This window comes from Sphingobium scionense (assembly GCF_014197035.1).
In the GTDB taxonomy this organism is placed as follows: Bacteria; Pseudomonadota; Alphaproteobacteria; order Sphingomonadales; family Sphingomonadaceae; genus Sphingobium; species Sphingobium scionense.
Genome location: NZ_JACIEU010000044.1, coordinates 1 through 24,392 on the forward strand (window position 1 = coordinate 1; position 24,392 = coordinate 24,392).

Below are 24,392 nucleotides of genomic sequence, written 5' to 3' on the forward strand. Positions count from 1 at the left end.
ATTGTCAGCCTGCCAGCTCTGGCTGCCTGACCCGAACCCGATCCCGATCCTGCCGTGGATTGACGGTTCCTACACCACCTCCTGGGACACGACCCCAATTCGTCCCAAAAACATAACCCTCAGGCTCGCCTGCCGCTTCCCACCGGGCATAATCTGTGAATTCGTCGGACCACGATGTTGACCATGTCGCAGGTGATATCGCTGTTCCATATTCCAGCTCAACGACATGCGTAAAAGTGAGCCGATACGTGCCGGGGCTAACGCCGATACAGTCTTCGATTACAAAAAAATAATCTCGACCATGTTCGGTGAAGCCGTGGCTCATCACGCCGATATCTAATTCGGGCAGGCCATGTTCAAAAAGGATAGATAGAGGATGCACAGTCAATTTATGTACGATCACCCAGCGTACAGCAAGGTCCGCTCTTGGGGGCATGCTGGCGTTATAAAATAGGCAATAGTTGGTCGATTTGAGACCTGCCATATGTGCGTTAAAGGCATCCTTCTTCGCGATAGAGCCCGCGAACCGCTGATACGGTGTTATCTTTTCCGACCCGCCAGTATACACGTGCGACGATTTTGCAGGGAAAGCTCCCTTCAATCCGCTTGGCACCATATTGGCCATCAACTTCGAACCAAGTGGGCTCGAAGCCTTCCTTGCGGAGACCGTTGATAAATGTCCAAGACGGCGTACCCGATGTAAAGCGGGCGCGGACGCGTGCATCAAACAGAGAGGAAGCTGCCTTCCATTTGGGCGGAAGCCCAGCGGTAAGAGACGAAGGCGATCGCACGGTCGTCCACCAGCTCGCAATACCTAATCCGGCGATCAAACCTATCGCGAAGGTTGCAGCGATTTTGCCGGTAGGTCTAAAACTTAGAGGCACAATCCATCTTTCAAAACCCGGTGGGGCAAGGCTAATCGGATGTCCGCTTTCGGGCAAGGCGCGGATTGCGTTGGCCGGCCGTCTTTGGTCGTCAGCCGTCAAAGCCCGACCATGGCAAAGCCACCCCGCCCCTATCCGCAAGCCCCCTTTCTCCCTATCTACCCGGTATGCACCGCCTGTTCGTCGCCATCCGTCCGCCCGCCACGATCCGCAGCCAGCTTCTGGCCCAGATGGCCGGGATTCCCGGCGCGCGCTGGCAGGATGATGGCCAGTTGCACCTGACCCTGCGTTTCATCGGGGAAGTGGATCGCCATCAGGCGGATGATATTGCCGACGCGCTCGCCGGCGTCCGCTTCCAGCCATTCGCCATCGCGCTCGCCGGTGCCGGCTATTTCGACCGGCGCGGCGTGGTCGATACCTTATGGGCGGGGGTGCAGCCACGCGATCCGCTCGCCCATCTTCATGCCAAGGTGGATCGCGCCTGCGTGTCGGCCGGCATCCCGGTCGAAACCCGCGCCTATCTGCCGCACATCACCCTCGCCCGCTTCAGCCGGTACGGCGGCGACATCGCGCCCTTCCTGGCGCTCCACGCCGGCCTTGCCTCGCCCGCCTTCACCGTGGACGAATTCAACCTCTACGAAAGCCGGCTTGGCCATGCCGGCTCCAGCTATCATGTAGTCGAAACCTATCGCGCGGAAGGCCATCCCGACGCCCGCGACGATTGACGCGGACGCCGGGGGCAATCAGGCCTCAGCCGATGCTCAGCACACCACAGGCGACGCGGCCGCCGGCATTGCCCGTCGGGTCACTCTTGTAATCATCGGCCTGGGCATGGATCACGATCGCCGCGCCATCGGCATCCAGCAGCGGCGCCGCGCCGTCGCTGATCGCGCCGCCCGGCACCACATATTCGATCTCGCCGCTGCCGTCGGGCTTGGCCTGCATGTTGGGCATGTCGCCCATATGCATGCCCTGCGGGTTATCCTTGCCATGCTGGTGGCTGGTCGGGTTCCAATGGCCACCCGCGCTGGTGAAGTCCGGGCCGGTGCAGACGCCGGTGGTGTGGATATGCACCGCGTGGATGCCCGGCGCCAGCCCCTGCGCCTTGACCACGACATGCAGGCCATCGCCCGCCTGGGTCACGACCGCAGTGCCGCGCGCGCTGCCGTCGCCGGCAGCCAGCTTGGCCTTGGCCGTCGGCGCGGGGGACACGCTCTGGCTTGTCGCCGCACAGGCGGCCACAGAAGCGAGCAGAGGCAGGGCAAGGAACAGGGCGGCGGTCTTCATGGCAAACTCCCGATCACGGAAACAACTGCGCGAACGCGGCAGACGCGTCTTTGTTGCCGATCCGATCCGGTTTGTCATGATCCTTCTGCATATCGTTCGCAATAAAAGCAGAGGGATAGCATGGCATCCATCCTGACGCCCGTCCTTCACCGATCCAAAGGCCCGACCAAAGGCGATGCCCTGAGATCGCGCACTCACGCATCAAGCCAACGCCCGATACCAATCCTGGCCAAAGCCACATCGGAATCACGCCGGCAAAAAGCGAATTGCAAATGAGCGACGGGGCATGAGCGGTCGGGCATGCTCCGATCACCGCTCCGTCCTGGCTTGGAAGCACATGACACGCCGGACAGATATCCGTTCCGCCCGGATCGCGGCAGGCCAGTGCGCAACGCAGGACAAGAAAAAGGGGCCGGTCTTGCGACCGGCCCCTCTTCATATTCCATCCCGAAGGACGGAAATAACTTACTGACCCGAACCCGGACCGTAGGTGATTTCCACGCGACGGTTCTGGACTTCGCGAACGCCGTCCGCGGTGTCGACGCGCGGCTTCGATTCACCGAAGGCCTGGGTGGTCATCACGCCGTCAGGGATACCCTTCGAGGCGAGATAAGCCTTGGCGGCGTCAGCGCGACGCTGCGACAGGCCGACGTTGTACGAGGCTGCGCCCGAACGGTCAGCGTGACCGGCCAGCATGACCTGGGCGTTGCCGCAAGCGCTGTAGGCCGAAACCGCGTTGTCCAGAATGGTGGCGGCGTCAGGCGTGATGTCCGACTTGTCCCATTCGAAGAAGACAATGTACGGCCCAGGCGAGCATTCCGGCGCCGGCTGGGGCGGCGGAGGCGGCGGCGGGGGCGGCGGGGGCGGCGGGGGCGGCGGGGGCGGCGGAGCCGCTTCAGCCGGAGCGCCGAAGTTGTAGGTCAGGCCGAGCAGCAGGCTGTGGGTGCGCAGCTTGGTGCTGGCTTCCGAACCGGCCTGGCCATAGACGCTCTGGTAAGCCGGGATCAGCTTGATATCGTCCTGGTTGAAGAAGCGATACTTCAGCGAGACGTCGACATTGTTGGTGACCGGGTAGCGCACGCCGGCGATCGCCTGCCAGGCGAAACCGGTGTCGCTGTCGTTCACGACGTCAGAAGCCAGCTTGCCGCGCGAAACGCCGACACCGCCGCCGACGAAGCCCTGCAGGCCATCATCGGGACCGAAGTCGAGCAGGCCGTTCAGCATGAACGAGAGAGCCGAACTGGCACCGCCGAAGCGCTGTCCAACGACACCCATCTTGTCCAGATCGATCTCGGCGCGCTTGTAAGCGGCTTCGGCTTCGAGGCGGAAGCCACCGAAGTCGTAACCGATATTGGCGTCGAAATCATAACCCTTGTGATAGTCGATCGACGGAGCCGAACGACCACCCGGCGGGATGGAAGAGAAGGTCAGGTCCTGATCTTCGACCAGCAGCACGCCGGCGTCTACGCCAACATACCAGCTATTGTCGCGCGCCAAGGCCGGGGTGGCCAGGGCACTGGTCGCAAGCGCAGCCGCGAGGGCAAGCTTCCGCATTTGGATTCCCCTTTCAAAAGTGTCACGAAGGACTGCTGAAACCATGTATCGGCAAGAAGGTTTCATGGCAAGTCCACAATTCGTGAAACCGTTGCAAAAATAACGCAGTAGGGACATCCCCTAGGCTCTCCTCCAAGCTAATAGCTACGCCTCTCCATGAAAAGATCGCCGATACTCCAGAATTACATGGAGATCAGGCCGTGCGCCTGCAAAGCCGCCAATATCGCGGCAATTGCGCCACGACTCTCGATATCGACGGTGGTGCCGCCCGCCGGCGCCGTGATCCCGGCCTGGCGCGCGCCGACAATTTTCTGGTCATCGACAAAAAATCCGTCAGATCGCACCACCGCATTCCGCCATGCCGTACCGTCATGCGCCATGACATGACCGCGATCCGCCACGCTCAGTTGCAATCCCGCGCGCGGCGCGACAAAGCGCCAGCCGCCCTCGGTCCAGCCAGCCACATGCCCTTCCCGTTCGGCCCAGCCGCCGCTCGCGCCCGCCGCCACGATCCAGCATTGCCCGGCGACTGGCGCTATCGGCGGGATAGCCAGGTCGGCGCTCTCCGCCACCCCGTGCAACAGCATGTCGATCCGCGCGAGCGCCTCATTATGCATCATTTCCTTCTGCGCCTGCCCGGCATGCAGCAGTGGCAGCGCCCAGCGATCGCTCGTCTCGTTCGTCATCCTCGCCTCCTTAGAGAACCATGTCGATCATGCCCGGCTGCCCGATCGCCCGCGTGCCGATCTGCCGCACCGCAATGGTCAGTGGCCCGCTGGCCCCGTCCGCCGCGATCATCGCCGCATCATAGGTCCAGGCCGGTTCCACCACCTCGGCCCGCCGCACCAGCCGGTCGCCGTCCAGCACCCGCGCCTCATAACGCTCGCTTTCCTCGGCCAGTGGCACCTCGCCACCGCTGGTCCAGCGCCACCCCGCCCGACTGCGCCGGGTCCAGCCGATCCGCCATCCGCCTGCCCCGTCCGGCGCGGCGTTCAGATGCACCGGCGCCGGCGGCACCAGCGCCGCGCCACTGATCGCGATCTCCGCCGTCGCCGGCTCCACATCGCCAATGCCGATCGCCAGCAGGCGCATCGTCGCGCCGATATCCCCCTCCATCCCCGCCGCCGCCAGCGGATCGACCAGCCGGTCCGCCTCGATCAGCAGGAAGGGCGTGCCTGCCCCCTGCCCTGCCATCGCCCATTCGGTGCCGCGCAGCCCGCGCCGCAGCGTCTCCAGCCGATAACTGGCCGGCCCGGTCGGCACCGCCTGGCCGAACTGGATCAGTTCCTGCCCCACCAGGCACAGATTGCGCCCCTGCGCCAACGCCGCACCGTCCGCGCTCGCCAGTTCCATATCTTCGGCCAGCAATGTCACCGACAGGCTGTTTATAGTGTCGAGCAGCAACGTGCTGCCCGGCGGCAAGGTGGCGTCGATCTGCCCCATCACCGCGCGCGGCGCCGTCCGCCCGATCGGCTCGGCGGTCCCGCCCGCATCCAGCGCATAGAGCGCCGCGCTGCGCCAGCCCGCCCCGCCGCTCGCCGCCGCCACCAGTTGCGGCGCGTTCGCCACCCCCTCGGTCAGGCGCGGCAGGTCCGCCAGCATCAGTCGGGTCGGGCCATGCGGCGCATCCACCTGCCGCACGATCTGGCCGGACGACACGCTGCCCGGCGCCCGCGCGCCCGCCCCCGCCAGCCGCCGCAGCGCCAGCCGCACCGCCATCGCCTCCCATTCCCGTTCCTCGATCCGCCACAGTCCCGGCGCATCGGCCAGCGCCACGATCATCCCCGGCTCCAGCTCCAGCGCCCGCCAGTCGCCGCGCAGCGCCATCCGGTCGCGCCCGGCCCAGATGCCGTCCAGCCTTTGCCGCGCCAGCGATCGCGCCGCCCCGCCGCTCAGCACCGCGGGCAGTTCGATCCCGCGCTCGATCCGCCCCGGCCCCGGCCGCGTCACCCGCTGCACCCCGGCCTGATAGTCGCGCGCCGGATCATGATGCCGCACCGACAGCGCCAGCGCGACGCTGTCCGCGCCCGCGCCCAATCGCTCGACCGGATCGATCGCCCGGCCATTGATCCGGCTGCACCGCGTCGCCGGGTCGAGCGACGCCACCGCCGGCCCGGCCTCGCCCACCAGTTGCCCCCCGTCGCCGCACAGCCCCAGCCCATAGGCGTCGACCAGCGGCGCAATCGCTTCGGACAGATCCGCGCCGCTCGCGGCAAAGCCCTCGACCTCTTCGGCCGCCGCGCACCCCATCTGCCCTTCGCTCAGCGCGCCAACGATCGCATCGATCGTCACCGCGCCCGCATCCGCCTCGAAGGTCAGCGAGGGGATGCGATTGCCATAGTCGGACAGCAGCAGATCCTCGAACACCGCATAGGCGATGCCGCGATGCGCCGGCGTCATGTCCGCCCCCTGCGCCGACGCGATCAGCGGGTCGGGCGCCTGATCCTCGCCCCCATCATGCAGGCGGAACGCCCCCACCTGCGTCTTGAAATCGCCCGCCGCCCCGCGCAGCAGATTGCCGTCGGCCCAGACCCGCCCGATCGATCGCACGCCCCGCGCCGACAGCGCCACCGCAAAACTCGCCGAATAGCTGTAGCTCGTGCTGCTCCCCTGCCCCTTGCCGCCGCCGCTTTTCGTGCGGATCTCGCGCAGGTCCGTCGCCCAGATCACCGTGCCCGCCACCCGCATGCGGCCGAACAGCCGGGGCATCTGCGTGCCATAGCTCGACGTCTGCAACTGCAGGTCGCTCAGCCGCGCGCCCTCCCGCCCCTTCGCCTTGAACAGCACTTCCCGGTCCAGCACATTGCCGATCAGCCCGCCGATCGCGCCGCCGATCGGCCCGCCCAGCGCCGTCCCCACGGCGGTCAGCACCATCGTCGCCATATCCGTCCCTCCCCTTCACGCCCGCCAGATGCGCAGCACCGGCCAGGGCGGCGCGCCCGGCGTCTCCACCACCCGCCGCAACCCGGCATGGGCATGGACGAAGCCGCCCGGCACCAGGATCAGCAGATGCCGGTGCAGCGCGCCCGGCCGCACCAGCATCATGTCGCCCACCGCCCCGGCCGCCACCGACCGCAACCCCGCCGCCCGCGCCCAGTCGTCCGCCCGCCGATCGTCGCCAAAGCGCAGCCCATAATCGCCCGGCATCATCGGCGCATATCCCGCCGCCCGCATCGCCGCCCCGACCAGCCCGACACAGTCCAGCCCCAGCGCCGGATCGCGCCCCTGCAAGCGGAACGGCACGCCCACCAGCGTGCGCGCCGCCGTCGCGATCGCCTCTCCGCTCATCCGCCAGGATAGCGGGTCAACAGGTCGGTGCCCGGCAGATAGGGCTCGCCCCGGAAATTGACCGCATTGCCAAAGCGCGCCGCGCAGCTCGCCAACTGCCGGTCGCACCCCTGCGTCAGCAGCGCCAGCGTCCCCGCTTCCACCGCGAAAGGCGGCGGATCGGCCAGGCGCAGCGTGCCTGCATCATTGTCGACCACCGCCTGGACGATCCCGGCATTGGCGCCGGTCAGCCAGCGGATCATGCCATAGGCATAGATGCCCGCCTCCAGCCCCACCGCGCTTGCCACCGCATCCACCACGCCCGTCACGGCCACGATCTGCCGACGTCCGGCCATCGCCACCCGGCATTGCCGGTCGCCCAGCGTCGCGCGGCAATCGGGCGATGTCGATGGTGCCACCGGCTCGGCCAGCATCGCCGCCGCCGCGCCCACCAGTTCGGCGCTGAACGTGCCGCCCTTGCGCGCCACCGCGCCGATCGTCCCGCGCGCCAGCAGCCGCCACAGCGTCCCCGGCGCCTCCCACTGGGTCAGCCGCAATTCCAGTGCCGCCCCGTCCCAGCGCCCGGCCATCAGGTCCGCCTCGTTGATCGCATCGGCCACCAGCGCGCCGGCGACATCGCTGTCGCTGCCCTCCAGCCCGATGCTGCTGCGGATCGCCGATGGCGTCATGCCCGGCGCCGCGCGATAGCGCAGCCCGTCAATTTCCAGGTCGCGGTCATGGCTCGTCAGGCCGATCGCCACCCCGTCGCGCCGTTCCAGCCGCCAGCAAAAGGCCAGCGTGCAGAGCGCCTCCTCCAGTCCCCCGCTCATTCGCGTATCTCCACCAGCGGCACCGACACTGCTTCCCCGGCAGCGAAGGTCGCCCGATTAATCTCCAGCCGGTCCTCGGCAAAGCGCACCGGCACGTCGAAACGATAGCCGGCAGTGATCAGCGCGCCGTCACCCGGCGCCGCATCGAACGCGATCATCCCCAGCCCGACATGCTGCCAGCCATCGGCCTGCTCCACCCCGTCGATCGCCACCCGGATCGTCCCCGTCACCGGCCGGGTGATGCGCCGTGCCTGCGCGTCCGCGCCGCCGCCATAATGGCGCATCAGCACAAAGTCGGTCGTGACCCCGTCGCCGCTGCCCAGCCGCTGGTCCAGCGGTCCCGGCGCCGTGCCCGGCGGCCCGCTCCGGTCGTCATAGGGATCGGTGAAGCGAAAGCCGCGCGCCGCCCCGCGCCGTGCCCGGAAGAAGGCGATCAGGTCGGCAATGTCCGCGTCGGACCGCACCCCCGGCCCGGCATCGAAGGACAGGCGCGCGTCCGCCCAGTCGCTGCTGCGCCGCTCATGGCCCGACGGGCTTTCGGCCACTTGGGTCGAAAAGGCCGGCGCCACGCTCGCCTCCCGCCCGATCGCGATTGGAAAGCGCACATCGTCAAAGGCCTGCATCACATCCTCCCCATATAGTCTGAAACAGGTAAAGCCGTCGCGCGCGACCTGGGGCAGCGCCCAGATATAGGTCGCGGCCGTGCCACGCCCGACCGACGCCTGCGCCGCCGTCGCGATCGCGCGCCACTGGTCGGCCTGCTCGGGCAACAGCACGAAGCCGGCGAAATAATGCTGCTGCTCGACCGGATAGCCCAGCCGCGCGGTCGCCATCTCGACGCCCCGCTCGGTCAGTCGGGGCCGCCTTTGCGTCACCCAGTCATCATCTTCCAGTTGCAGCACATCGAACGCCGGCGCCGCCCAGCCGACCGGCATGTTCGCCCGCTTGGCCTCGGGCGCCAGCGGGTCCAGCACGGTCGGCAGATAGGCCAGAAGATGCGTCACCGCGTCCGGCGCCAATGCCTTCACCGCCGCGCACAGCGCCGCCGTAGACGCCGCCAGCACCGCGCCCGCATCGTCCAGCAGATCGCATTGCGCCGCGCTCAGCGTGCCACGCACATCGGCGATCGACACGGGACTTCCGCCCAGCGCCGCCCGCGCCGCATCGTCATAGAGGCAGATCCGCCCATCCGCCGGCATCACCCACCACCAGGGTTCGCCGACCTGAAACAGGATCGGAATCTCCGCGTCCAGGCCAATGGAAACAAAGGCGCCCGCCACCGCCTGCAAATAGCCCATCGCCCCGCCATGGGCCGGCGACAACAGGGTCGATGGCGGCGACCAGCCGGTCAGCGCCGGGTCGCCATTTTCCGCCCTCTGCTTCCAGTCGTTCCAGCAATGGGCGTCGAACAATTCATAGGATAGCGACCAGATGATCCCCAGCCCCATCGCCCTGGCCCGTCGCGCAAAGTCGGCATGCCAGACGGCACAGGGGGCATTGAGCACCCCGCCGGCCAGGCTGACATAAAGGCCCGCGCCCAGCCGTTCGAGCCGGAAATAATGGCTCATCCCGACATAATGGTTGATCGCCCCGCGATAGCCCAGCGCATGGATCGCCGCGACCAACCGCTCGGGCGTCTGGTTGAAGCAATCGTCATAGCCGGTCGCCATGCTGAGCCCATGTTCCGGCAGCATGACGTCACCCACCGCCAGCACCGATCCCGCCCCGTCGCAGACGATGTCGCTCAGTTCCGCCCAGCCCTCGACCGGCGCGGCAAAGCCGGTATCGCCCGCATCATAAGCCGGCGGCACCAGCGAAATGAACATCCGGTCGACATCCCCGGCCCAGACCGGATCGCTATCGTCGGGCAAGCGGAACCCGCCCTCCAGCGCGGCAAAATCCAGCAATATCTCCGCATCTTCCGGCCCACCGCTGGCATAGTTCCACAGCCGCACATACCAGGCGCGCGCGGCACCCTCGGCATCGCGTCCCTCGATCGTCAGCGTGGCTCCATGCGTCTCGTCCAGCCGCCGCAGCCCGCCGCTGCGCCAGCGGAAACGCAGCACGCACTGCCGGAAATCCCGCGCCGTCTCATAGGCCAGCAGCGGATGGCTCCACTGGTCCGCCGCGTCCCAGATCAGCCCCGCCAGATCGCCGGAGCCGTAGAACACGGCATCGGCGCGCAGGGCATCGGGGGCGCTCGTCACCACGCTTGCCATCATCGGCCGGGGAAAATTCACCGTCCACCACATCGGATCGAACCGCTTGATGAAGCGGCTCTCCTGCCCGCGTCCATGTGCCGGGCCTCCATCGGCCAGCCAATAATCGATCCCGCTCATTGCAGCGCCCCCCGCACCGCCCCCCGCACCGCCCGTGCGACCTGCCGCGCGCTCCGCGCCAGCAGCCGCGCCTCGCCCTCGTTCCCTCGCCCCTGCACCGCGATGTTCACCCGCACGTCGCGCCCGCCGCCGCCACCCGGCACCACCTGCCCGCTCGCGGTCGGCACGAAGACTTCCGGCCCGCGCTCGCCCACGACATAAGCCCGCCCCGGCGCCACCGGCCCACCAGTCGCCCGCCCCGGCAGGCCCAGCACACTGGTCAGCAGCGACGCCCCCAGTTGCACCAGCCCGCCCCCGCTGCCACCGCCGCCGCCCACAGCCGACCGCAGCGAACTCGCCGCAATCTCGTCCAGCACCGACAAGGCGATCCGCCGCAGATCCTCGAAGCCGAACTTGCCGGTGCGCACCGCCCGCAACAGCCCCTGCTCGATCCGCCGCCCCGCCCGGTCGGCGCCATCGCCCAGCGGCCCTTCCAGCCCCGCCCGCATCGCCTCGACATCGCGGGCCAACCCCTGCGTATCGGCCCGCACCCGCACCACCAATGTCTCGATGTCCTCGTCCATGGCGCTCCCCATTTTCTGATCCTGGTCAGTCCGGCATCGCCTGCATCAGCCGCGCCAGCGCCCCCGCATCCACCCCGTCGACCGGCGCGTCCTCGCCGCGCATCGCCGCCAGTACGGCGCCCAGTTCCGCCGGGGTGGCACGCCAGAACTCGTCCGGCCGCCACCCCAGCAGCCAGCCGGCGATCCCCGCCAGCCGCCCAGCCCCCTGCGCGAAGCGCATCACTTCGCCATCCGCAAAGCGCGTCATCGCCCTGCCAATATCTGTTGCAAGATCGCCTTCAGCACCGGCGTCGCCCGCGCCAGCCCCGCCGCCAGCAGCGCCTCGCCCAGCGCCTCCCGGCTCAGCCCCTTGCCATGCAGGGCTTCGCGATCGACCAGGCAATGCCAGAACAGCCCGACCAGTTCGGCCAGCGTCAGCTTGCCGTCCGCCGCCCGCTCGACCAGCGCGAACAAAGGCCCCAGTTCTTCCTCCGCCGCCACCAGCGCGGCAAAGCTCGGCCGCAGCACCAGCGTCTCGCCGCCCAGATCCAGCGCCGCTTCCCCCCGCGCGGGGTTCACCGCCCCGCCGCTCATTCGCTCATCACCGCGCCGCTGCTTTCCAGGCTCAGCGCATAGTTGCGCTCGCCATTATAGTCGCCGGCATAGTCGAGCCGCGTCACCAGGAAGCGGCCGCGCATCCGCTCGCCACTCTCGAAACTCAGCTCATAATGCTCGATCGTGCCCGCCAGCGCATGGTTGCGCACCCGGATTTCGGCCGCCGATCCGGTGAAGATGCCGGCCGCCGACACGCTGACCGATCGCACCCCCGCGCCCGACAGCAATTCGCGCCAGCCGCCCGAATCCTTGCTGGTGATGTTGACCGCCTCGCCATTCACCGACAGCTGCGTGGTGCGCATGCCGGCCACCGTCTCATATGTTGCCGGGACGTTGCCATTTCCCACCTTCAACAGAAACGCACTTCCTTTTTCGACGCCCATGGCGCATTCTCCCGTCAGACAAAGCGTTCTAAAACGCGGATTAAAGGAGAGGTCTGATGCTCGTGGTTGCCCCCCTCTTGATGATGCTCGCGGCGGCGCCCTCGGCCGACGCCATCGGCGCCGCGCGCAAGGCTTTTGCCGGCTGCCTCTCGGCCCAGGTCCAGCCCTCGCTCGACAAGAAAGTGCCGCTCGGCGAATTTCAGGGTCAGTTGAAGAAGGTCTGCGCCGACAAGGAAGCCACCTTCCGCGCCGCGATCCTCGCGCAGGGCAAGGCCGACGGCATGTCGGACAAGGATGCGCAGGCCGATGCCGACGATCAGGTGTCCGAATATGTCGACAAGATCATCGGCGAATATGAGGAATATAATAAGCCCGGCGGCTGATCAGGCGCTGCTGCTCTCGCGCACCACCCGAATGCGGTAATCCGCCACCGCCAGCCAGCCGCGCTCGCCCGCACGGGCGATGCGCGACCGCAACAGGCTGGCGGTGACGATCCGCCATCCGCTCGCCTGCGCCAGGCGGATGACCGGGTCGATCCGCGCCAGCAATTCGCCCAGCCGCCCGGCCGTCTCCGCCATGTCATGCAGGCTGATCGACAGGCGCAGCTCGCGCCCCTCGACATCCTTGGCGCCCCAGTCGCTGCCCAGGCATTCGCCGACCACGCCATAGGGCGCGCTCGCCCGCGCCGGCGCGCCGTCGAACAGGCCGTTCAGCCGATCCATCAGGCCGCTGTCGGCCTTCAGCGCCGCGATAACCGCGCTGCGTATCGCCACCTCTGCGCTCATGCCCTGCTCCTTCCCGCCTCGCGCAGGCTGAGGTCCGCCATCCAGCGCGCCTTCAGCCCCGACGCCGACGCCCGCACCGCCTCGCCCTCGATCGCCGCCGCCACGCCCTGTTCGCCCAGCGCATCGACAATCGCCGCCCGCCGCCGCGCTGCCCGTTCCTCCATCCGCCGCGTCAGTGTCACCCACATGACATCGCCCCTCACGACATTGCCCGTCACGAGAGCCGCATCCTGCGCCACGGCCGCCACAGCGCGCTCACGACAGCCGGTGGAGCAGCACCCTCGTCACCGCGTGCGACGAAATGCTCCGCCGCCAGCCGCATGATCCCCTGGCGCAGCGGTTCGGCCACGCCATTGAGGTCCGCCGCCATCCCGGCCTGATACTCCACCGCCAGCCGGTTCCCCGGCCGCACCGCCCTTACCCAGCCATCGCCCGACGCATCGATGTCGATCGCATAGGCCTCGACCGGCAGCGGCGTGACCGCCCCCGCATCGTCCACCGCCGCGACCGCACCGATCGCCACCACCGGCCGCGCCGCCAGCCTGTGCCAGCGCCCGTCCGCCGGCACCGTCTCGCGCGCGCCGCGCCGGATCAGCCACTGGCCGACAAATTGCTCGCACAGCGCGCCCGCGCTCCGCAGCAATCCCGCCAGCACCGCATCCTCGCCATCGCTCTCGATCCGCAGATAGGCTTTCAGCTCCGCCATCGACGCCGCCAGCCCCGCGCCATTGTCCGCTTCCGCCAGCATCAGCGCTCCTCCACCCGAAAGCCGATCGACCGCTCATCCACCTGCCCGTCAGACAGGGTGACGCGGTTGGTCAGGCGATAGACATGGCCGGCGATCCCGCCGCTCACCCTGACGCTGCTGCGCTGCGGCTCGAAGCCATGCTGGTCGATCGCCATGCCGCCCGGTTCGAGCGGCACCACCGTCCACACGCTCCCGGTCAGGCTCTGCCCGGCCAGATAGGCGGACCAGTCGATACCATGGTCGATCCGCGCCTGCGGATCCTTGATGTTCAGCCTCATGCCCTGTCGCTCCCCCTGTTCGCCTCCGGCCGCTCGGTCCGCGCCGGCGCCCGCACCCGCGCGCCCTGTCCCGGCCGCATCCCCGCCGCCCATGCCCCGTCCCAGCGCGGGGCGGCCGCGCCACGCACCTCGCCCAGCACCGTCGCGCCCAATGCCTCACCCGCCAGCATCGCCACCTCCCGACACCAGCGCCTCGATCCGGTCGATCCGCCGCCGCTGCCACGCCGCCTCCAGCGCCAGGCACTCCTCGTAGCGCAGCCCCCAGCGCGCGCCCGCCGCCCGCGCCGGCCGGATCAGCACGCCTTCGCCATCCCGCTCCTCCGCCTCCGCCGGCCAGGCGTCATGGCACAGCAGCCCCAGCCGCACCGCCGCCCCGTCGCCCAGCCGTGCGTCGATCGCCTCGCGCACCGCCTGCGCCACCAGCCCGACATGCCAGCGCGCAGCCTCGCCCTTGGCCGCCACCGCGTCGACGAAGCGGAACTGGCACCATTGCACATCGCCCCAGGCGTCCAGCAGCGCCTCGGGCACCGCGCCGACATCGCATTTGGCCTGCGCGTCCGACGTGTTGATGGTGCCGCTCGCGGCATAGATGACCGACCAGCGCGCCGCCGCCGCGCCGCATGCCCGGCTGTTGTCGGTCGCAGGCACGACATGGCCGGCAAAGCTCGCGTCCAGCGTGGCATTGCTGAAGCCACAGGCCACACCGACCAGAGTATTGCCGCTGTCATAGGCGGTGATCGCGAAATTATTGCCGGAATTGCGCCCGAACAGCCAGCGCCGCACGCCGCCGGTGTCGAACTCGACATAGGTGGTGTAGCCGCTATTGGCGTCGATCTTCATCGTCCGGTTGGCGCTGCCGCCGCCAAAGCTCGCGGCGACGACATGGGCATTGGCGTAGCGCCGGGCCACACTGCCCAGGTCGATCGCCGCATCGCTCGCGGGCACCAGCGACGCGCCCACCGCCTCGCTCGCCAATGTCGCCATCGTGCCCAGCCCCAGCGCGCTGCGCGCCGCGCCCGCACTGCTCGCCCCGGTGCCGCCATGGCCGATCGCCAGTGTCCCGCCCAGCGTCAGCGTCCCGCTTCCGCTCACCGGCCCGCCGTCAAATTCCAGTCCCGTGGTCCCGCCCGACGCCGCCACGGCGGTCACCGTCCCGGCGCCGACATGCGCCCGCACCGCCGCCCCGTCGCCCTGTTCCAGCAATGCGCGGCCGAACCCGGTGGTCGCAAGACCCGCGAGCGCGTCCAGCCCCGCGCTCGCATCCTGCTTGCCCGCCAGCGCATCGCCCAACCCGTCGATCGCCGCCAGCCCATGGCCATGGCCCTCGACCGCCGCGATCCAGCCGCTGTGCAGCACCAACCCGACCCGCTTCTCGCCCGGCGCGAAACTGACCGCCCCGCCCCCGGCCGCCGATGCAATCGGTGCCCGCACCAGCCGCCCCTCGCCATCCAGCGTGCCGCTGCCCGCCTCCCACGCCGCCGGATCATCGACCCCGACGATCATATAGGGAAAGCGCGCGCCCGCCCCCAGGGCATCGGCAAAGGCCCGATAGCCCGGCAACGCACCGCCCAGCAGCAATGGCCCTTCGCCGACATCGAAACAGACCTCGCGCACCAGGTCCGCCATCGTCCATTCGCTGATCGCCACGCCCCACTCCCCCACAAAGCCAGAAAAGCCCCTCCCCTTCAGGGGAGGGGTTGGGGTGGGGGCTTTCCCCCACCCCGATACCGTTACGAGGCGGCGAACTTCATGAGCTTGCCGCCGGCTCGTTTACGAGGCGGAAAACTTCATCAACTTGATCGCCTCGCTGTTCGCCACCGCGCCGCCGATCCGCTTGACCGCGTAGAAATGGACGAACGGCTTGTTGCTGAACGGATCGCGCAGGATGCTGGTGTCGCTGCGTTCGGCGATGACATAGCCGGCCTGGAAATTGCCGAAGGCGATCGACAGGCTGTTCGCGGCAATATCGGGCATGTCCTCCGCCTCGACCACCGGATAGCCCAGCAGGGTCGCGGGCTGCCCCGCCGCCAGCCCCGGCTGCCAGATGAAGGCGCCATCGCTGGTCTTCATCTTGCGGATCGCCGCCAGCGTCGCGCTGTTCATCACGAAGCTCGCCCCCTGGCGATAGGGCGTGCGCAGGCTCTGGACCAGGTCGATCAGCTTGTCCTGCGGGTTGGTCGCAGCAAAACCACCGGCCGCTCCCGACGCCACATATTGCAACGATCCGAAAGCGCGCACGCTGTCCGCCTCGCTGGTGGTGGTATAGGTCAGGAAGCCCTTGGGCTTGTTCGTCCCGTTGCCGGTGACGAAGGCCGCGCCCTCCGCTTGCCCGAACTCGCGGGCAATCTCGCCCGCCAGCCAGCCTTCGACATCGAACTGCGCGTCATCCAGCATCGCCTGGCTCGCCGCCGGATTGGCATAAAGCTCGCCCGATGGCGGCGCGATCTCATTGAAGCTCGGCGTACCGGTCTCGGCCCGCGCCCCGGTCTCGCTCGCCCAGCCCGACACGATGCCGCCCGCGCTCACCAGCTTGCGATAGCCCGCCGTTCCGGTCCGCACGACATTGGCGATGCCGCGGATCGGCGAAATCGCCTTCAGCGTCGAACCGATCAGCTGGTCGATTTCGCGCGGCACCGCATAGCCGCCCGCCGCCCCGCTGGCGCCGGAAAAGCTCTTCAGTTCCACCCCGGCTTCCAGCCCCTGCCGCAGATAGCGCTCGACAAAGGCGCCGCGCGCCGGGTCGACCTCACCGCCCTTTACCCCATCGAGCGCCGGCCGCCCCATCTGCACCCGCATCGCCCCCAGCTGCGCCTCCAGCGCCGCGATCCGCTCGCCCTGAAGCACAGCGTCAAACGCCCCCTCCAGCCCGTCCGTCACCACTTCCGTCATAACCATCTCCCGCTTGCCAAAACGAAAAAAGGCGGCCCCAATAGGACCGCCCACAAAAAGAAAATCCTCGCCCCATCGGGGAGAGGATACGGAGCCTTGGCGGCAAAGCCGCCTAGGCGCAGTTGGAGAGGGGGAAGTCTTCCCCTTGTTGCCTTTTCTACGCCTTCCGTCCATCCATCGGACAGGGGGACGATCAGATGAGTTATCCAGCCGGCTCAAGGGCCGAGTTCAGCCTGATATTGCGCAGTATCCAAAGCGCGTTCGATTTCAACGGCCGCGCCCGCAGATCGGAATTGCTTTATTATCAGATCGCCGTTGCCCTGCTCGGAATCGTCATCGGCTTTGGAACCATGACGATATTGTCGCTACAGCAAAGGGTTCTCCTGTTAAGCCTGATGCAGATTGTCACCGCCATCCCCCTGTTCGCTCTCTTGGCACGCCGCCTGCACGATCAAGACCGATCAGGATGGTGGGCATTGCCCCTCCCGGCGATCATTGCGTTCAACATGACGGATAATTACCATAGATGGGCGGACGACGGCCAAATCCCGTCACTGCCGCTGCCTTTGACCATCATTCGAAGTCTGGCCATCATTGCCATGCTGGTCTTCACCTTCTGGCCCGGCACGCAAGGCCCCAATCGTTTCGGCGAAGATCCGCGCCTGGTCTAAACTGCGACGAAAAGGTCATGCCCCTCACCCTCGTCACCCACGGCGCCCAGCATCTCCCCGCCGCGCTGTCCCCCGCCGATCTCGCCACGATCGAAGCTGCCCTGGCTCATCTGCCGCCCGACCAGCCGGGCCTGCGCCTCGCCAGCCTGCCCGCGCTTGGTCCGTTGCTCGGCCCGACCGGCCCAATCGGCCGCCATGCCGCCGTGCATCAGGGCGCGGCCAGCCGCCCGGTCCGCGCCATCCTGTTCGACAAGAGCGCCACCACCAACTGGGCGCTGGGCTGGCATCAGGATCGCACCATCGCCGTGCGCCGGCGCATCGACATGGCGGGCTTTGGCCCCTGGACCATGAAGTCCGGCATCCAGCATGTTGCCCCGCCCCAGTCGCTGCTCGACGCGATGGTGACGCTGCGCCTCCATCTCGATCCGGTCGATGCGGACAATGCCCCGCTGCTGATCGCCCCCGGCTCCCACCATCATGGCCGCGTCGCCGAAGCCGATGTCGCCACCCTCGTCGCCCGCTGCGGCATCCATCCCTGCCTCGCGGCGCGGGGCGACATCTGGCTCTACGCCACACCGATCCTCCACGCCTCCGACGCCGCCACCAACCCGCGCCACCGCCGCGTCCTGCAACTCGACTACAGCGCCGACCCGCTACCCGACGGCCTGGAATGGCTGGGGGTGTGATTCAGAGCATCGTGCGCAAACTTGGGAACCGGTTTTGCGCTTGAAACGATGCGACAACAAAAACTTAGAGCGCGCGATCTGCGTCGGATTTAACGCAGCGCGCTCTAGAAAGCCTTGTCCAGACCTGCATCCTTCAAAATGCCGTTGGCGGTATGCCGCACCTTCACGCCCCGATCCAATACGAAGCTGCGACCGCTGATAGGACTGAACCAGATTTCATGATCGCCCTTGCCCTTGCGGATCAGATGACAGCCTGCATCTAGCAACAGACGCTCCAACTGCCGCCCATAGCCCGTAACCACGGCTCAGGCGATCGCAACCGCCAGCGGGCTGTCGAACACAGGCAGGATACTGACGGGCAGACGATGCGCGGCTAATTTCTTGGATTTGCCGAAAGACGCCAATATTTCAGCGCAATTGAGTTCGATCAAATCCGGTGCGACATCCTCGATCCTGCGAATAAGATCATGAACCGTATCGGCTTCGACACGCAGCCCGGGGATGTCCGACGCGGCAATATACCAGCACCCGCTTTCCTCATCCTGCGCGATATGCACTTTCAGTTCGATCGTTTTCGGCACGTCAAATCCCATCCACCGGTGCCCCCGCTGCATGGTCGCAAAAAGAGTCTTAATTTTCGTAACGATCAGGCTGTCGTCAGCGCTCATATGGCGAACTTTCCGACAGCTTCAACCCGGTCCATACGCCTGCCCCCTAGCTGCGACGCGAAAGATTGTCACTAAAGTTTGCACATTGCAAACCTGTTCACCCCTCCACCCCGATCACCCGTGCCAGCGGCTGCATCGGGTGCGTGACCAGACTCACCTCCACCAGCTCCAGCGCCATCAATTCGCGCGGCCCCACGCCTCGCGCCGCCTTCACCCGATAGCCGAAGCTGAGGCCATCGACCGCGCCGGCCGCCAGCATCGCCGCCGCCTCGCGCCCGGCCGCGCTCGCCCGCGACACGCGGCCGATCACCCGCAGGCCGCGCTGGTCCTCGCGCGCCATCTCGATCCGGCCGATCGGCGCGCCGGGCCGATGCTGCCACAGCAAGGGCAGGTGCGCCGCCGTCACCGCGCCGAACGCGCCCGGCCGCACCACATCGCCGCCCCGGTCCACCCGGTCGAAGATCGCCGCATAGCCGGCAAAGCGCAGCGGGCCATTTGCGTCCCGCCCGCTCATCCCTTCACCAGCCCGATCAACCCCATCTTCACCGCCATCCCCAGCAGCACCAGCGCCATGACGATCCGCACCGCCCAGCCGATCGCCGCCCCGCGCGCCGCCTTCTTCGCGTCGCGCCAGGCGCGCAGCAGCTCGCGCAATTCCCGCATGTCGGCCTCGGCCCGCCGGTCGTCGAGTCCCAGCCGCGCCAGCGCCCGCCCGGCACCCAGTTCGCTCGCCTCCTCGATCAGCGCCCGGATCATCACCATGTCCCCCCGCCCCGGCAGCCCTGCGCCCTCGGCCTGCGCCACCAGCCGCGCCAGCATCTCCTCTTTCATGGCCCCACCTTCCCTTGGGCGCCGCGCGCCCCTATCTGGGGCCGCATGAAGCGCCCCCCTCGCAAATTGCTGATCGCCCTCGTCATCCTCGCGCTGGGGCTCATCGCCTGGCATTTCGGCCTGTTCCGCGCTGGCGACTGCCTGCTGCAGGGCGGCAGCTGGAACATGGACAACGGCTTCTGCCGCCTCGACAGCCTCGCCCAGCCGATCAGCCGATAGGGTTCAAATGCCCAGCATCGCCTTCTTCTCTTCCGCAGAGAGGAAATCCGCCCCCGCCACCCGCTCCCACAGCGCCGCGCGCTCGTCCGACAGCGCCGGCACCGCGTCCAGATCCGGCACCAGACTTAGCCCCGGCCACCAGCCCTGCAATCCCTGCGCCAGTCCCGCGCCGATCTTCCCCACCAGCGGCAATATCGTCTGCCGCCACAGCGCCTTGTTCGCCTCGCGATAATTGGCATAGCTATTGTCGCCCGGCAGCCCCATCAGCATCGGCGGCACGCCAAAGGCCAGCGATATCTCCCGCGCCGCCGCCGCCTTCAATCCGACAAAGTCCATCTCCGCCGGCGACAGGCTCATCGCCCGCCAGTCGAGCCCGCCCTCCAGCAGCATCGGCCGCCCGGCATTGGCCGCGCCGCTGAACGCCGCCTCCATCTCGCGCCGCACCCGCTCAAACTGTTCCGGGCCCAGCACCGATCCGTCGCCCGGCGCATAGACCATCGCGCCCGAAGGCCGCGCCGCATTGTCGAGCAGCGCCTTGTTCCACACCGTGGCGGCATTGTGGATCGCCACCGCCCCCGCCGCCGCGCCGACACAGCCCAGGCCATAATGATCGTCGAGCGGATGGAGCGCGCGGATATGGAGCAGGCTGGTCCGCCCGGCGCCATCCTCGGGCGACAGCCGGGTCACGCTCTCGCCCACGCGATAGAGATAGGCCGCCGGCCAGCCGCGCGCATCCGCCTCCACGCTCACCCGCTCGGGCCGCAGCGCGAACAGCTCGGCCGGCATCCCGTCCGCACCCGCGATGACCTGCACATAGCCATTGCCGTGCAGCAGCACATGGCTCGCCAGCGTCTCGATCAGGCCCTGCCCCGCCGACGCCCGCGCCACCAACGCCCCGATCCGCGCCGCCGCCTCACCATCCATCCCGGCGTCCATCCCACCGACCTTCAGCACGCACGCCCCGGCCCCTTCGGACACCAGCCGCATCGCCCGCTGCGCCACCGGATTGCCGATCACCCCGGCGCGAAGCTGCGCCTCATAGCTGGCAGGCCATTCCCCCAACGCCACCGCGCCCGATCCCCAGGCCCGCGCCAGCACCGGCCGCCCGGCTTCTCCCGCCGCCGCCTTCATCCCGAACCATTTCATGCTCTTGCTCCTTGAATGGCGGCCGCATACACATCGGTATGGCGTATCCGCGTCGGGGGAAATCACCATATGCCGATCATGATGGGAGCCGTTGTGATGCTGCTCGCCGCCGCCGCTGTGACACCGGACCGTCCCTTGCCTGTCGTCTATGCTATGGCCGACGACCATGCACTGGTTGCGCTTGCCGACACGGCGCAGGGCGAAGCGGAGGTCCGCATCACCCTGCGCGAAGGCACAGACATGCTCGATTGCCGCCCCACATTGGTAAGCGGCAACAAGGCCGTCGGCCCCGCCAGTTGCCGACTGGTGATGCGAAAGCTCGGCTGGCTATCGTCGCTGCCTGCGGCTGACGGCAAATCGACCCAGATTCCGGCGATGGTCGTGCGCTGGTTCCCCGTCCCCCATCGAAAGAGCGCCACGGTTGACTATGGCGGCGCCTCGCCGATCAATCCGACCACATGGGTCACGCCCGACGACTATGTGATCGCCGGCGATGGCACGACCCGTATGGCCATCACCATCGACGCCTCAGGTATCGTCTCCCAGTGCCGCGTTCTGCAAAGTTCGGGCAATTCCCAATTGGATGAACATGGTTGCGCCCTGACCCGCCAGCGCGCCCATTTCCTGCCTGCTACCGACGAACAGGGCGTGCCGCACGATACACAGGGCGTTCACACCGTCACCTGGCTTCGTCCCTAAAGCGATCTTCCCTGCCAGCAGCAATTTCGCTAATCAGTCGCAATATCCAAGCCAGAGACCTGCCCTGATGACCGCCCCCTCGCCCCTCCTGTCCCAGACCGCCGACCAGATGCGCGCGCAACTCGCCGCCTCACCGGAAGCCGCCGCCGCCTTGATCCGCGCCGGTGCGCAGGCCGGCCTGCCCGACGCCCAGGCGCTCTATGGCCAGCTCCTGCTCGACGGTCAGGGCATCGCCGCCGACCCGGCCGAAGCCTTCCGCCAGTTCGGCCTCGCCGCTGCCTCGGGCCATGTGATGGCGATCAACATGGTCGGCCGCTGCCATGAGAAAGGCTGGGGCACGCCGGTCGATCCGGTCGCGGCCGCCGCCTGCTATCGCCACGCCGCCGAAGCGGGCCTCGATTGGGGCATGTATAATATCGGCAGCGCGCTCGGCCTGGGCTCAGGCGTGGCAAAGGACGAAGCGGCCGCACTTAGCTGGTTCCAGAAGGCCGCCGCCCTCGGCCATGCCAAGTCGATCAATTTCCTCGGCGCCTTTCATGAGGAAGGCCGCCTCCTCCCCCGCGACATGGACCGCGCGGCCGAATGCTATCGTATCGCCGCGGAGGGCGGCGATTTTCGCGGCCAGTTCAACCATGGCCGGCTGCGCGCCGACGCCGGTGACATCGCCGCCGCCACCCACTGGATGCAGACCGCCGCGACCAGCGCCACCCCCGCCTTCCGCACCATGATGCGCGACCATCTCGCCGCCTCGCCCCACGCCGCCCTGCGCGCGCTCGCCGCCGGCCTCTGACAATATCCACGAAAAAGGGCGCGGAAATCCGCGCCCCTTTCGTCCGGCCTCACGCCCGGATCATTTGTTCCGCCGCAGCACCTCGTCGCAGCGGGAATTGGTGCCCGATCCCTTGCCGATGATCCGGCCCGCCGCCGCGCCGCCGGCGCCGGCCAGCACCGTCTCGCCCACGCCGCCGCCGGCGATGATGCTCGCACCCGCGCCCACGCCCGCGCCGATCGCGGTGCCCTTGTCGCGGCCCTTCTTGCCCTGGAGCAGGCAATAGCGCACATCGTCGCGGTCGCGCGGATTGGCCCGCGCCACCCGCGCCCGGTCCTTGCTGTTCAGGCTCGCCGCCAGCACCGGGGTTGCCACCATCGTAACAGCGGCCACCGCCGCGATCATCCTGACCATCTTCATGTCCGTCACTCCTGATCGGTGCGAAACGAAGCAGGAGAACGCCTTGTTCCGGCGCCCATCCTCCTTGTTCACAGCCCCATATAGGGGCCGTGACGGACCGCCGCCTATTGCGGTTAATCCCTATCCGGGACCGATCAGTCGATGCGCGAGATGAAGTCGGCGGCCGGGCGCCGCACCTTCTTCAAATTGACCAGCCAGTCGCCCTCGTCCGCGCGATAGCCCAGCGGCATCATCACCACCGAGCGCAGCCCGCGCGCCCGCAGGTCCAGAATTTCGTCCAGCGCAGCCGGATCGAAACCCTCCATCGGCGTCGCGTCCACCTCTTCAAAGGCGGCGGCGGTCAGCGCGATGCCAAGGCCGACATAGGCCTGGCGCGCGGCATGTTCGAAATTGGTCTGGGCGTCGCGTTGCGGATAGGTGTTGAGCAGCATCTGGCGATAGGCTTCCCAGCCCTCGTTGCGGAAACCGCGCTCGTCATTGACCAGGTCGAACATGCCGTTGATCCGGTCGGCGGTATAATTGTCCCAGGCGGCAAAGACGACCAGATGCGACGCATCGGTCACCTGCGCCTGGTCCCAGGCGATCGCCCGGATCTTGGCGCGGATATCCTTGTTGGTGACGACGATCACCTCGAACTGCTGCAACCCGCTCGACGTCGGCGCCAGCCGCACCGCCTCCAGGATGCGCTCCACCTTGTCCTCGGCCACCACCTTGTCCGGGTTCATCTTCTTGGTGGCATAACGCCAGTTCAGACGGTCGATCAGCATGAGAAATCCTTATATTGCAACGGCGCCAGCCTAAGCCCGGCCCATGACGCTTCGATGTAGCGCCCACAGCCCCAGGAATAAAGGTCTCACATTGAAACCAAATATTGCCCCACCCATCCATGACCTTTCGCCGGCAAGCGGCCCTTATACTCCCTCTTCGTCATCCCGGCCCCTTCGGCAGGCTCAGGACAGGCTTGATCCGGGATCCATTCAGCGCTCGCTCTCTGGCATAGCCCAGAATGGATCCTGACTTTCGTCAGGATGACGCCGGTGGGGATCACGGGCAGCGACCAGAAGCGATCGTAAATTCCTCCCCTGCAAGGGGAGGGGGACCACGAAGTGGTGGAGGGGTGTCGCCCTATCAAGAGGGGGGGGGACCCCCCTCCGTCTGGCCTACGGCCAGTTCAAGGGAGACACGGGTCTCCCTTGAACTCCCCTTACAGGGGAGGATGGCCTAGAACGACCAAAGTCAGTCTCTCGACCATTGCCATCCGCATCCTGAAACCCGCCGTTCATTAAGATGACAGGTCGAACGCTGAATAGCCAAATCTGGTGGTTAACTGCCGTTGGCCATGTTAGGTTTGTGCGTCTGAAGGGGGTGTTATTTTGCTGATCTACGGTATCGTTATGACGCTAAGCTGTCTCTCGCTGGCCCTGTGCCCGCACAAGCGAGCGCAGACCGCTGAAACCCGGATTGCTCAGGGTAACGACGGGTTCTTTGAGGAACAGCGCAGTTACCAAGCTTACCCTTGGTTGGGTGATCCGAAGCGCCTTCGCATCGCTGGAGTTGTCGGAACAGTTTGCGGGGTGATCTTTTGCGCGCTTGAACTCTACCGCCCTAGCTAGGTTCGCAATGGGCGATTGTTGCCAAACGATTTTTCCCGCGCATCGTCCGTTATCGCCGGTCTTCACGCCAAAAGCGGACTGACTGAAATCCACGGTGGGTTCAACGGGTGGCGACAACACTTTAATCTTTTGAGGAAGATGGAGTGTCGCGATGAAGCAGCGTCGTCGGATATGTTACACGGCCAGCCAGCGAGCGGAGATATGGGACCGTTGGCAGCGCGGGGAATCGATGAGTTCGATCGGGCGACGGTTTGATCGAGGGTCATCGT

At 67.4% G+C, this 24,392-nt stretch carries 33 protein-coding genes and 1 pseudogene; 8 read left to right on the forward strand and 26 right to left on the reverse strand.

Features of this window, described 5'->3' with window-relative positions; translation table 11 throughout:
- Window positions 1-4: 4 nt before the first annotated feature.
- A complete protein-coding gene (locus GGQ90_RS26710; RefSeq protein ID WP_188084415.1) occupies window positions 5-625 on the reverse strand; it encodes a YxiG-like protein in 621 nt (206 codons plus the stop codon).
- A gap of 426 nt (window positions 626-1,051) precedes the next feature.
- Here GGQ90_RS26710 and thpR point away from each other — a divergent pair, with 426 nt between their 5' ends.
- A complete protein-coding gene (thpR, locus tag GGQ90_RS26715; protein ID WP_188084416.1) occupies window positions 1,052-1,609 on the forward strand; it encodes an RNA 2',3'-cyclic phosphodiesterase in 558 nt (185 codons plus the stop codon).
- Between the two features lie 25 nt (window positions 1,610-1,634).
- Here thpR and GGQ90_RS26720 read toward each other — a convergent pair whose 3' ends face one another.
- From GGQ90_RS26720 to GGQ90_RS26770, 11 genes are all read right to left on the reverse strand, one after another.
- Window positions 1,635-2,171 (reverse strand): superoxide dismutase family protein, encoded by a 537-nt coding sequence (locus GGQ90_RS26720; protein ID WP_188084417.1) that lies wholly within the window; start codon window positions 2,169-2,171, stop codon window positions 1,635-1,637.
- A gap of 465 nt (window positions 2,172-2,636) precedes the next feature.
- Entirely contained in the window at window positions 2,637-3,725 is a 1,089-nt protein-coding gene (locus GGQ90_RS26725) for an OmpA family protein (RefSeq protein WP_188084418.1), read from the reverse strand.
- Between the two features lie 182 nt (window positions 3,726-3,907).
- Window positions 3,908-4,411, reverse strand: coding sequence for a DUF2793 domain-containing protein (locus tag GGQ90_RS26730; RefSeq protein ID WP_188084419.1), 504 nt, complete (start codon window positions 4,409-4,411; stop codon window positions 3,908-3,910).
- A 10-nt stretch (window positions 4,412-4,421) separates the two neighbouring features.
- Window positions 4,422-6,608, reverse strand: coding sequence for a phage tail protein (locus GGQ90_RS26735; protein WP_188084420.1), 2,187 nt, complete (start codon window positions 6,606-6,608; stop codon window positions 4,422-4,424).
- A 15-nt stretch (window positions 6,609-6,623) separates the two neighbouring features.
- On the reverse strand, window positions 6,624-7,013 hold the full coding sequence (locus GGQ90_RS26740) for a C40 family peptidase (protein ID WP_188084421.1): 390 nt from the start codon (window positions 7,011-7,013) through the stop codon (window positions 6,624-6,626).
- Window positions 7,010-7,822 (reverse strand): DUF2163 domain-containing protein, encoded by an 813-nt coding sequence (locus tag GGQ90_RS26745; RefSeq protein ID WP_188084422.1) that lies wholly within the window; start codon window positions 7,820-7,822, stop codon window positions 7,010-7,012. The genes GGQ90_RS26740 and GGQ90_RS26745 overlap by 4 nt, the downstream gene beginning before the upstream one ends.
- Window positions 7,819-10,161, reverse strand: coding sequence for a DUF2460 domain-containing protein (locus tag GGQ90_RS26750; protein ID WP_188084423.1), 2,343 nt, complete (start codon window positions 10,159-10,161; stop codon window positions 7,819-7,821). Before GGQ90_RS26750 ends, GGQ90_RS26745 begins: the two co-directional genes overlap by 4 nt.
- The gene (locus GGQ90_RS26755) at window positions 10,158-10,724 is read right to left on the reverse strand and encodes a tail tape measure protein (protein WP_188084424.1); all 567 of its coding nucleotides are present in this window, start codon (window positions 10,722-10,724) and stop codon (window positions 10,158-10,160) included. Before GGQ90_RS26755 ends, GGQ90_RS26750 begins: the two co-directional genes overlap by 4 nt.
- Before the next feature lie 25 nt (window positions 10,725-10,749).
- Window positions 10,750-10,971 carry a phage tail assembly chaperone gene (locus GGQ90_RS26760; protein ID WP_246428463.1) on the reverse strand — a complete coding sequence of 74 codons (222 nt, stop codon included), beginning with the start codon at window positions 10,969-10,971 and terminating at the stop codon, window positions 10,750-10,752.
- The gene (locus GGQ90_RS26765; RefSeq protein WP_188084425.1) at window positions 10,968-11,297 is read right to left on the reverse strand and encodes a gene transfer agent family protein; all 330 of its coding nucleotides are present in this window, start codon (window positions 11,295-11,297) and stop codon (window positions 10,968-10,970) included. Before GGQ90_RS26765 ends, GGQ90_RS26760 begins: the two co-directional genes overlap by 4 nt.
- Window positions 11,294-11,701 (reverse strand): phage tail tube protein, encoded by a 408-nt coding sequence (locus GGQ90_RS26770; protein ID WP_188084426.1) that lies wholly within the window; start codon window positions 11,699-11,701, stop codon window positions 11,294-11,296. Before GGQ90_RS26770 ends, GGQ90_RS26765 begins: the two co-directional genes overlap by 4 nt.
- A gap of 56 nt (window positions 11,702-11,757) precedes the next feature.
- Here GGQ90_RS26770 and GGQ90_RS26775 point away from each other — a divergent pair, with 56 nt between their 5' ends.
- Complete coding sequence (locus GGQ90_RS26775) at window positions 11,758-12,084, forward strand: hypothetical protein (RefSeq protein ID WP_188084427.1); 327 nt, start codon at window positions 11,758-11,760, stop codon at window positions 12,082-12,084.
- Here GGQ90_RS26775 and gp17 read toward each other — a convergent pair whose 3' ends face one another.
- The 7 genes from gp17 to GGQ90_RS26810 form a co-directional block, all read right to left on the reverse strand.
- Window positions 12,085-12,486 carry a tail completion protein gp17 gene (gene gp17, locus GGQ90_RS26780; RefSeq protein WP_188084428.1) on the reverse strand — a complete coding sequence of 134 codons (402 nt, stop codon included), beginning with the start codon at window positions 12,484-12,486 and terminating at the stop codon, window positions 12,085-12,087.
- A complete protein-coding gene (locus GGQ90_RS26785; protein WP_380766261.1) occupies window positions 12,483-12,704 on the reverse strand; it encodes a hypothetical protein in 222 nt (73 codons plus the stop codon). Before GGQ90_RS26785 ends, gp17 begins: the two co-directional genes overlap by 4 nt.
- Window positions 12,701-13,234 (reverse strand): head-tail connector protein, encoded by a 534-nt coding sequence (locus GGQ90_RS26790; RefSeq protein ID WP_188084429.1) that lies wholly within the window; start codon window positions 13,232-13,234, stop codon window positions 12,701-12,703. Before GGQ90_RS26790 ends, GGQ90_RS26785 begins: the two co-directional genes overlap by 4 nt.
- A complete protein-coding gene (locus GGQ90_RS26795) occupies window positions 13,234-13,512 on the reverse strand; it encodes a phage fiber-tail adaptor protein (protein WP_188084430.1) in 279 nt (92 codons plus the stop codon). Before GGQ90_RS26795 ends, GGQ90_RS26790 begins: the two co-directional genes overlap by 1 nt.
- Entirely contained in the window at window positions 13,509-13,682 is a 174-nt protein-coding gene (locus GGQ90_RS26800; RefSeq protein ID WP_188084431.1) for a hypothetical protein, read from the reverse strand. Before GGQ90_RS26800 ends, GGQ90_RS26795 begins: the two co-directional genes overlap by 4 nt.
- Complete coding sequence (locus GGQ90_RS29940; RefSeq protein WP_188084432.1) at window positions 13,669-15,159, reverse strand: tail fiber domain-containing protein; 1,491 nt, start codon at window positions 15,157-15,159, stop codon at window positions 13,669-13,671. The genes GGQ90_RS26800 and GGQ90_RS29940 overlap by 14 nt, the downstream gene beginning before the upstream one ends.
- Before the next feature lie 123 nt (window positions 15,160-15,282).
- Window positions 15,283-16,401 carry a phage major capsid protein gene (locus GGQ90_RS26810; protein WP_188084446.1) on the reverse strand — a complete coding sequence of 373 codons (1,119 nt, stop codon included), beginning with the start codon at window positions 16,399-16,401 and terminating at the stop codon, window positions 15,283-15,285.
- A 197-nt stretch (window positions 16,402-16,598) separates the two neighbouring features.
- Between GGQ90_RS26810 and GGQ90_RS26815 the strand changes: the two genes are divergently transcribed.
- Together GGQ90_RS26815 and GGQ90_RS26820 are read left to right on the forward strand one after the other, a co-directional pair.
- On the forward strand, window positions 16,599-17,072 hold the full coding sequence (locus GGQ90_RS26815) for a DUF805 domain-containing protein (RefSeq protein ID WP_188084433.1): 474 nt from the start codon (window positions 16,599-16,601) through the stop codon (window positions 17,070-17,072).
- Window positions 17,073-17,089: 17 nt separating this feature from the next.
- Window positions 17,090-17,758, forward strand: a complete 669-nt coding sequence (locus GGQ90_RS26820; protein WP_188084434.1) for a phytanoyl-CoA dioxygenase family protein — start codon at window positions 17,090-17,092, stop codon at window positions 17,756-17,758.
- A gap of 104 nt (window positions 17,759-17,862) precedes the next feature.
- Here GGQ90_RS26820 and GGQ90_RS26825 read toward each other — a convergent pair whose 3' ends face one another.
- The 4 genes from GGQ90_RS26825 to GGQ90_RS26840 all read right to left on the reverse strand — a co-directional run bounded on the left by GGQ90_RS26825 (window position 17,863) and on the right by GGQ90_RS26840 (window position 19,257).
- A complete protein-coding gene (locus GGQ90_RS26825; protein WP_223178480.1) occupies window positions 17,863-18,036 on the reverse strand; it encodes a type II toxin-antitoxin system HicA family toxin in 174 nt (57 codons plus the stop codon).
- 27 nt (window positions 18,037-18,063) lie between these two features.
- Window positions 18,064-18,426, reverse strand: coding sequence for a DUF1902 domain-containing protein (locus tag GGQ90_RS26830; RefSeq protein ID WP_188084436.1), 363 nt, complete (start codon window positions 18,424-18,426; stop codon window positions 18,064-18,066).
- A 97-nt stretch (window positions 18,427-18,523) separates the two neighbouring features.
- Entirely contained in the window at window positions 18,524-18,940 is a 417-nt protein-coding gene (locus GGQ90_RS26835) for an HK97 family phage prohead protease (protein ID WP_188084437.1), read from the reverse strand.
- Complete coding sequence (locus tag GGQ90_RS26840; protein WP_188084438.1) at window positions 18,937-19,257, reverse strand: DUF6127 family protein; 321 nt, start codon at window positions 19,255-19,257, stop codon at window positions 18,937-18,939. Before GGQ90_RS26840 ends, GGQ90_RS26835 begins: the two co-directional genes overlap by 4 nt.
- A 45-nt stretch (window positions 19,258-19,302) precedes the next feature.
- Between GGQ90_RS26840 and GGQ90_RS26845 the strand changes: the two genes are divergently transcribed.
- Window positions 19,303-19,476 carry a hypothetical protein gene (locus tag GGQ90_RS26845; RefSeq protein WP_188084439.1) on the forward strand — a complete coding sequence of 58 codons (174 nt, stop codon included), beginning with the start codon at window positions 19,303-19,305 and terminating at the stop codon, window positions 19,474-19,476.
- Window positions 19,477-19,479: 3 nt separating this feature from the next.
- Here the strand turns inward: GGQ90_RS26845 and GGQ90_RS26850 are convergent, their stop codons facing one another.
- Window positions 19,480-20,622, reverse strand: a complete 1,143-nt coding sequence (locus GGQ90_RS26850; protein ID WP_188084440.1) for a phage portal protein — start codon at window positions 20,620-20,622, stop codon at window positions 19,480-19,482.
- 69 nt (window positions 20,623-20,691) lie between these two features.
- On the opposite strand from GGQ90_RS26850, the gene GGQ90_RS26855 reads away from it, so the two are divergent.
- Together GGQ90_RS26855 and GGQ90_RS26860 are read left to right on the forward strand one after the other, a co-directional pair.
- Window positions 20,692-21,321 carry an energy transducer TonB gene (locus tag GGQ90_RS26855; RefSeq protein WP_188084441.1) on the forward strand — a complete coding sequence of 210 codons (630 nt, stop codon included), beginning with the start codon at window positions 20,692-20,694 and terminating at the stop codon, window positions 21,319-21,321.
- Between the two features lie 67 nt (window positions 21,322-21,388).
- Window positions 21,389-22,111 (forward strand): tetratricopeptide repeat protein, encoded by a 723-nt coding sequence (locus GGQ90_RS26860; RefSeq protein ID WP_188084442.1) that lies wholly within the window; start codon window positions 21,389-21,391, stop codon window positions 22,109-22,111.
- 60 nt (window positions 22,112-22,171) lie between these two features.
- Here GGQ90_RS26860 and GGQ90_RS26865 read toward each other — a convergent pair whose 3' ends face one another.
- Window positions 22,172-22,510, reverse strand: coding sequence for a hypothetical protein (locus GGQ90_RS26865; protein WP_188084443.1), 339 nt, complete (start codon window positions 22,508-22,510; stop codon window positions 22,172-22,174).
- A 134-nt stretch (window positions 22,511-22,644) separates the two neighbouring features.
- Window positions 22,645-23,277, reverse strand: coding sequence for an NAD(P)H-dependent oxidoreductase (locus GGQ90_RS26870; protein WP_004207819.1), 633 nt, complete (start codon window positions 23,275-23,277; stop codon window positions 22,645-22,647).
- A 997-nt stretch (window positions 23,278-24,274) separates the two neighbouring features.
- Here GGQ90_RS26870 and GGQ90_RS30055 point away from each other — a divergent pair.
- A pseudogene (locus GGQ90_RS30055) lies at window positions 24,275-24,392 on the forward strand (IS30 family transposase); the annotation flags it as partial.

What these genes read in the sequence shown, in the direction of transcription:
- GGQ90_RS26710 (WP_188084415.1), bottom strand. Translation starts at nt 625, where the DNA reads ATGGCCAATATGGTGCCAAGCGGATTGAAGGGAGCTTTCCCTGCAAAA.
- thpR (WP_188084416.1), top strand. Translation starts at nt 1,052, where the DNA reads ATGCACCGCCTGTTCGTCGCCATCCGTCCGCCCGCCACGATCCGCAGC.
- GGQ90_RS26720 (WP_188084417.1), bottom strand. Translation starts at nt 2,171, where the DNA reads ATGAAGACCGCCGCCCTGTTCCTTGCCCTGCCTCTGCTCGCTTCTGTG.
- GGQ90_RS26725 (WP_188084418.1), bottom strand. Translation starts at nt 3,725, where the DNA reads ATGCGGAAGCTTGCCCTCGCGGCTGCGCTTGCGACCAGTGCCCTGGCC.
- GGQ90_RS26730 (WP_188084419.1), bottom strand. Translation starts at nt 4,411, where the DNA reads ATGACGAACGAGACGAGCGATCGCTGGGCGCTGCCACTGCTGCATGCC.
- GGQ90_RS26735 (WP_188084420.1), bottom strand. Translation starts at nt 6,608, where the DNA reads ATGGCGACGATGGTGCTGACCGCCGTGGGGACGGCGCTGGGCGGGCCG.
- GGQ90_RS26740 (WP_188084421.1), bottom strand. Translation starts at nt 7,013, where the DNA reads ATGAGCGGAGAGGCGATCGCGACGGCGGCGCGCACGCTGGTGGGCGTG.
- GGQ90_RS26745 (WP_188084422.1), bottom strand. Translation starts at nt 7,822, where the DNA reads ATGAGCGGGGGACTGGAGGAGGCGCTCTGCACGCTGGCCTTTTGCTGG.
- GGQ90_RS26750 (WP_188084423.1), bottom strand. Translation starts at nt 10,161, where the DNA reads ATGAGCGGGATCGATTATTGGCTGGCCGATGGAGGCCCGGCACATGGA.
- GGQ90_RS26755 (WP_188084424.1), bottom strand. Translation starts at nt 10,724, where the DNA reads ATGGACGAGGACATCGAGACATTGGTGGTGCGGGTGCGGGCCGATACG.
- GGQ90_RS26760 (WP_246428463.1), bottom strand. Translation starts at nt 10,971, where the DNA reads ATGACGCGCTTTGCGGATGGCGAAGTGATGCGCTTCGCGCAGGGGGCT.
- GGQ90_RS26765 (WP_188084425.1), bottom strand. Translation starts at nt 11,297, where the DNA reads ATGAGCGGCGGGGCGGTGAACCCCGCGCGGGGGGAAGCGGCGCTGGAT.
- GGQ90_RS26770 (WP_188084426.1), bottom strand. Translation starts at nt 11,701, where the DNA reads ATGGGCGTCGAAAAAGGAAGTGCGTTTCTGTTGAAGGTGGGAAATGGC.
- GGQ90_RS26775 (WP_188084427.1), top strand. Translation starts at nt 11,758, where the DNA reads ATGCTCGTGGTTGCCCCCCTCTTGATGATGCTCGCGGCGGCGCCCTCG.
- gp17 (WP_188084428.1), bottom strand. Translation starts at nt 12,486, where the DNA reads ATGAGCGCAGAGGTGGCGATACGCAGCGCGGTTATCGCGGCGCTGAAG.
- GGQ90_RS26790 (WP_188084429.1), bottom strand. Translation starts at nt 13,234, where the DNA reads ATGCTGGCGGAAGCGGACAATGGCGCGGGGCTGGCGGCGTCGATGGCG.
- GGQ90_RS26795 (WP_188084430.1), bottom strand. Translation starts at nt 13,512, where the DNA reads ATGAGGCTGAACATCAAGGATCCGCAGGCGCGGATCGACCATGGTATC.
- GGQ90_RS26800 (WP_188084431.1), bottom strand. Translation starts at nt 13,682, where the DNA reads ATGCTGGCGGGTGAGGCATTGGGCGCGACGGTGCTGGGCGAGGTGCGT.
- GGQ90_RS26810 (WP_188084446.1), bottom strand. Translation starts at nt 16,401, where the DNA reads ATGACGGAAGTGGTGACGGACGGGCTGGAGGGGGCGTTTGACGCTGTG.
- GGQ90_RS26815 (WP_188084433.1), top strand. Translation starts at nt 16,599, where the DNA reads ATGAGTTATCCAGCCGGCTCAAGGGCCGAGTTCAGCCTGATATTGCGC.
- GGQ90_RS26820 (WP_188084434.1), top strand. Translation starts at nt 17,090, where the DNA reads ATGCCCCTCACCCTCGTCACCCACGGCGCCCAGCATCTCCCCGCCGCG.
- GGQ90_RS26830 (WP_188084436.1), bottom strand. Translation starts at nt 18,426, where the DNA reads ATGAGCGCTGACGACAGCCTGATCGTTACGAAAATTAAGACTCTTTTT.
- GGQ90_RS26835 (WP_188084437.1), bottom strand. Translation starts at nt 18,940, where the DNA reads ATGAGCGGGCGGGACGCAAATGGCCCGCTGCGCTTTGCCGGCTATGCG.
- GGQ90_RS26840 (WP_188084438.1), bottom strand. Translation starts at nt 19,257, where the DNA reads ATGAAAGAGGAGATGCTGGCGCGGCTGGTGGCGCAGGCCGAGGGCGCA.
- GGQ90_RS26845 (WP_188084439.1), top strand. Translation starts at nt 19,303, where the DNA reads ATGAAGCGCCCCCCTCGCAAATTGCTGATCGCCCTCGTCATCCTCGCG.
- GGQ90_RS26850 (WP_188084440.1), bottom strand. Translation starts at nt 20,622, where the DNA reads ATGAAATGGTTCGGGATGAAGGCGGCGGCGGGAGAAGCCGGGCGGCCG.
- GGQ90_RS26855 (WP_188084441.1), top strand. Translation starts at nt 20,692, where the DNA reads ATGCCGATCATGATGGGAGCCGTTGTGATGCTGCTCGCCGCCGCCGCT.
- GGQ90_RS26860 (WP_188084442.1), top strand. Translation starts at nt 21,389, where the DNA reads ATGACCGCCCCCTCGCCCCTCCTGTCCCAGACCGCCGACCAGATGCGC.
- GGQ90_RS26865 (WP_188084443.1), bottom strand. Translation starts at nt 22,510, where the DNA reads ATGAAGATGGTCAGGATGATCGCGGCGGTGGCCGCTGTTACGATGGTG.
- GGQ90_RS26870 (WP_004207819.1), bottom strand. Translation starts at nt 23,277, where the DNA reads ATGCTGATCGACCGTCTGAACTGGCGTTATGCCACCAAGAAGATGAAC.